Source organism: Mycobacterium sp., from assembly GCF_049280035.1.
Taxonomy (GTDB): Bacteria; Actinomycetota; Actinomycetes; order Mycobacteriales; family Mycobacteriaceae; genus Mycobacterium.
Genome location: NZ_JBAPPI010000377.1, coordinates 1 through 4,393 on the forward strand (window position 1 = coordinate 1; position 4,393 = coordinate 4,393).

General features: G+C 67.2%; 5 protein-coding genes. 3 read left to right on the plus strand and 2 right to left on the minus strand.

The window, feature by feature from the left end; genetic code table 11:
* Positions 1–43: 43 nt before the first annotated feature.
* Positions 44–898: a helix-turn-helix domain-containing protein gene (locus WAN71_RS12750; protein WP_422225678.1), complete on the minus strand. Its 855-nt coding sequence runs from the start codon at positions 896–898 to the stop codon at positions 44–46.
* A 136-nt stretch (positions 899–1,034) separates the two neighbouring features.
* Between WAN71_RS12750 and WAN71_RS12755 the strand changes: the two genes are divergently transcribed.
* On the plus strand, positions 1,035–2,114 hold the full coding sequence (locus tag WAN71_RS12755; RefSeq protein WP_422225679.1) for an aldo/keto reductase: 1,080 nt from the start codon (positions 1,035–1,037) through the stop codon (positions 2,112–2,114).
* Positions 2,115–2,124: 10 nt separating this feature from the next.
* Positions 2,125–2,718, plus strand: coding sequence for a nitroreductase/quinone reductase family protein (locus WAN71_RS12760; protein ID WP_422225680.1), 594 nt, complete (start codon positions 2,125–2,127; stop codon positions 2,716–2,718).
* 85 nt (positions 2,719–2,803) lie between these two features.
* Here the strand turns inward: WAN71_RS12760 and WAN71_RS12765 are convergent, their stop codons facing one another.
* Positions 2,804–3,235, minus strand: coding sequence for a winged helix-turn-helix transcriptional regulator (locus WAN71_RS12765; protein WP_422225681.1), 432 nt, complete (start codon positions 3,233–3,235; stop codon positions 2,804–2,806).
* A 268-nt stretch (positions 3,236–3,503) separates the two neighbouring features.
* Between WAN71_RS12765 and WAN71_RS12770 the strand changes: the two genes are divergently transcribed.
* Positions 3,504–4,393, plus strand: an 890-nt coding sequence (locus tag WAN71_RS12770; protein WP_422225682.1) for an AAA family ATPase, incomplete at its 3' end; no start/stop codon positions are given.

A 4,393-nucleotide genomic window follows, 5' to 3' on the forward strand; every position in this document is an offset into this window, starting at 1 on the left:
GCTCTGATGTTTAGCCGTTCCAACTTGTCGCGCAGCGCCGTCTTCAACCGCCGACCGCGGCCGGTTGCGCCCAGCTCGCCAACAATTTCAGCCGTTCTTCTGACACGGATCCCGGTTGCACGGTGGTCACCCACAGCGTCTGTTCCGGATCGTCGGTCGGGGTGAATGCCTCGTATCCCAGTTCCAGGTCGCCGACCAGGCCGTGGTGGCAGTGCCTCACGCCGTAGGTGTGCTGGTCCACGTCGTGGTCGGCCCACCAGCGACGGAAGTCGGGATCCTGCACGGACAGCTCGCCCACAAGTTCAGCCAGCGCCGGGTCGTGCGGGTTGCGGCCGGCATAGAGGCGCAGGTTGGCGACGATGCCTTGGGCCACTGTGGGCCAGTCGGTACACACCGAGCGCACATGCTCGTGCAGAAAGATCAGGCGGGCCATGTTGCGGAAATGTGGGGGCAACGCGTCGAAGTCTGTGTATAGGGCTCGGGCCAGCGGGTTTGAAGCCAGCACGTCCAGGCGTCGGCCCAGTACCAGGACAGGCACGTCGGTGATGGTGTCCACCAGCAGCTGCAGGCCCGGGCGGACGTGTTGCGGAGGAAGGGGGCGTGGGCGTGCTCGGCTCGGTTTGGCGAGGGTGAATAGGTGGCTGCGTTCCAGGTCGTTGAGCTGCAGGGCGCGGGCGACGGCGTCGAGCACCGACTCGGACACGTTGGCGGTGCGGCCGCGTTCCAAACGGACGTAGTAGTCCACGCTGACGCCCGCCAACTGGGCCACCTCCTCACGGCGCAGGCCGGGGACGCGGCGTGCACCAAAGCGCGACGGGAGACCCGCGGCGGCCGGGGTAACTCTCGCGCGGCGAGAGCGCAGGAACTCCCGCAGCTCGACATTCGGCTGCCCGCTCATCCCACCAGCCTAGAGCCGTGGCATATCCAAGTGCAGCAGTGAAAGGGGTTCTGCCAGACCCCCGGTACGGGCGGTCCTCCCGCGCCGGGCGGATCCGTGCTGAGCTGGTTTTCGACAGGTAAGGAGACCATCACCCATGCAACGAAGGAATCTCGGCGGCACCGGTATCTCGGTGAGTGAGTTCGCGCTGGGCGCAATGAGCTTCGGTGCCATGGGCAATTCCGATCACGACGAATCGGTGCGCATGATCCACACCGCACTCGACGCGGGCATCAACCTGGTCGACACAGCCGACGTGTACTCCCTGGGTGAATCGGAGGTCATCGTCGGCAAGGCGCTGCGCGGCCGGCGCGACGACGTGGTGCTCGCGACCAAGTTTGGGCTGCCCATGAACGAGGGGCCAGACCAGCGCGGAGCCTCGCCACGGTGGATCCGGCGGGCGGTGGAGGGCAGCCTCGACAGGCTCAATACCGACCACATCGACCTCTACCAGTTGCACCGGCCCGACCCCGCCACCGATATCGACGAGACCCTCGCCGCGCTGTCCGACCTCGTGCGTGAAGGTAAAGTGCGGGCGATCGGCACCTCGTCCTTCGCGCCGGAAGAAATCGTGGAGGCACAGTGGACCGCCGAGCGTCGCGGCCACCACCGGTTCCGAACCGAGCAGCCGCCCTACTCAATCCTCGTACGTGGCATCGAGAACCGTGTGCTACCGACGGCCCAGCGTTACGGCATGGGCGTGCTCACATTCGCGCCGCTGAACTCCGGCTGGCTCTCCGGGCGCGCCGATCCCACCGCCACGCCTCGCAACACCGGGTTGGGCGCGAAAAACTTTGACCTCGAGCTACCGAGTGTGCGCGCCAAGGCCACTGCGGTCGAGCAGCTCAGCAAGCTCGCAGCCGACGCCGGGCTGCCTCTGCCGCACCTGGCTATCGCGTTCGTCCGCGCGCACCCTGCGGTCACGTCGGTGCTGATCGGCCCCCGACGCCCCGATCAGCTCGACGACCTGCTGGCCGCAGCCGACGTACGTTTGGGCGACGACGTGCTCGACCGCATTGACGAGATCGTGCCGCCCGGTGTCGACGTGCACACCGGCGACCTCTACGTCGATCCGACACCTCCAATCCAAAACAAACGGCTTCGCCGCCGACAGGATGCCAACGCACGCAACGCTGCAGAACCTGTCACATTTCGAGAGCCGGCCGGACACGGGTGAAAACCAACCGATGACCACATCTGATTGGGACCGCACCGAGTCCGCGTTCCAGCATGAGCAGAACCGCGAGGCCGCCGAGTACGACTACAGCGCCGTCGCCCGCGCTCTCGCCATCGGGCCTGACTCCTCTGTGGCCGAGCGCACGATCGACATCACGACACTAGGCGCGCGCAGCGGCACCCCGCGTCGCGCCGAGGTGTGGTTCCACCGCGTGGACGGTCGCTGGTATCTGACCGGCATGCCCGTACCCCGCAGCTGGTATGCGAACCTGCGGGCCAATCCGCGGTTCATCGTGCATCTCAAGCACGGGGTCACCGCCGACCTGCCCGCGACTGCCGCGCCGGTCGACGAGCCGACACGGCGGCGGGTGATCACCGCGGTCCTCGTCCTGCAAAACCAACCCGATATCGCGGCGAGGGTCAGCCGGCGCCAGGACCCCGACGACTGGCTCGCGCGCAGCCCGCTGGTCGAGATCGTGTTGGACGACAAGCGGCTGCACGGCGTTCTCGGCGCTGTCGGGATAGTCCGAACCCCAGGGTCGGTGACGGCTTTCACCGGCCTCGAGCGACACCGCTTCGGAGCGGACGCTGGAGAAGTGACCTGACTACCAACAAGTGGCTACGTCTTTCGCGGTCTTTCGCGGCGATCTGCTCCGAACGCTGGTCGACGGACCGCTACGCCGACCCCAGCTACATCGTGGCTTCCACCGGGTGCGTGCCGCCGGTGACGGTGAGCTGGCCGTCGCGCAGGGGTTCCTTGCACGCGGCGCAGACGGTCACTGGATGAAAGTCGGAGCCGCAGGTGTGCTGGAAGATGACCGGCTCGGCGCCGGGGTTGACGTATCGGTCACCCCATTCTTTCAGCGCGACGAGGATGGGCTGAAGGTCTCGCCCGGCGTTAGTCAGCAGGTACTCGTGGCGCGGCGGATGCTCCGAATACTGCCGTCGCTCGATCACGCCCGCTTGTTCGAGTTTGCGCAGCCGTGCTGTGAGCACGTCGCGCGGCGCCCCCGTGCTGGTGGCGATGTCTTGAAAGCGCGTGTGTCCGTAGCGAATCTCGCGGGCCACCAGCAATGCATAGCGGTCGCCAACGATCGAGAGCGCATCCGCGACAGAGCACACGCGTGGGGAAGGTTTGCTTTCTGGACTCACTAGTAGTAATTTTACCCCGGCGAAGTAGGTAGGTCATTCAAACTGACTATCTGGTAGCCGTTCGGTCGAAAACCAAAATGCATCGTCCCGTCACCGCCAGCCCCACGGACACGCCGTCCGCGCCTCCCACCACACACAAGCAGGCTCACCAGTGCAGGCTTTCCATTTGCCCCCCTCGCCGCCTGCGAGCTCACCGCCCGGCATGGTCGGTGGGAGGGGTAGCGCCGGTGCTGGTCAGATGGCCAAACTTTTCCCCGCGCGAGGCGTCGCGCAGCTGAGGGGTCGGCACAGCGAGTGCAGGCTGCTCGACCGGTTGATCGACGATGTGCGCGGGGGTGAGAGCCGGGCACTGATGGTGCGTGGCGAGCCGGGCGTGGGTAAGACGGCGCTGCTGGATTACCTGGTCGATCACGCGTCAGGCTGCGTGGTGGCGCGCGCCGCGGGTGTCCAATCGGAGATGGAGCTGGCGTTTTCCGGCGTGCATCAGTTGTGCGCGCCGCACCTCGATCACCTCGATCGGCTCCCGGTTCCCCAGCGTGCTGCGCTGCGGGTCGCGTTGGGCCTCAGCGCCGGTTCGGCGCCGGATCGTTTCCTGGTCGGCCTGGCGGTTTTGGGCCTGCTCGCCGAGGTTGCCGAGCAGCGCCCGCTGATCTGCGTGGTCGATGACGAGCAGTGGCTCGATCGCGCCTCAACGCAGGTTCTGGCGTTCGCGGCGCGGCGCCTGCGGGCCGAATCGGTGGGTGTGGTGTTTGCTGCGCGCAGGCCGAGCGACGAGTTGGCGGGAATACCAGAAATGGTCGTCGAGGGTCTGGCAGAGAGCGATGCGCGCAGCGTGTTGGACTCGGTGCTCACCGGGCCGCTGGACGTGCAGGTGCGCGACCGCATCGTGGCCGAGACGCGCGGCAATCCGTTGGCGTTGTTGGAGTTGCCGCGGGGGTTGACCCCGGCGCAGCTGGCGGGCGGCTTCTTCGCCGGCACGGCGCCATTGTCGGGGCGCATCGAAGAGAGCTTCCGGCGGCGGCTGCAGGCCCTGCCCGCCGAGACCCGGCTGCTGTTGCTGGTGGTCGCCGCCGAGCCGGTCGGCGATCCGCTGCTGGTGTGGCGGGCAGCCGAGCGGCTCGGGATCGG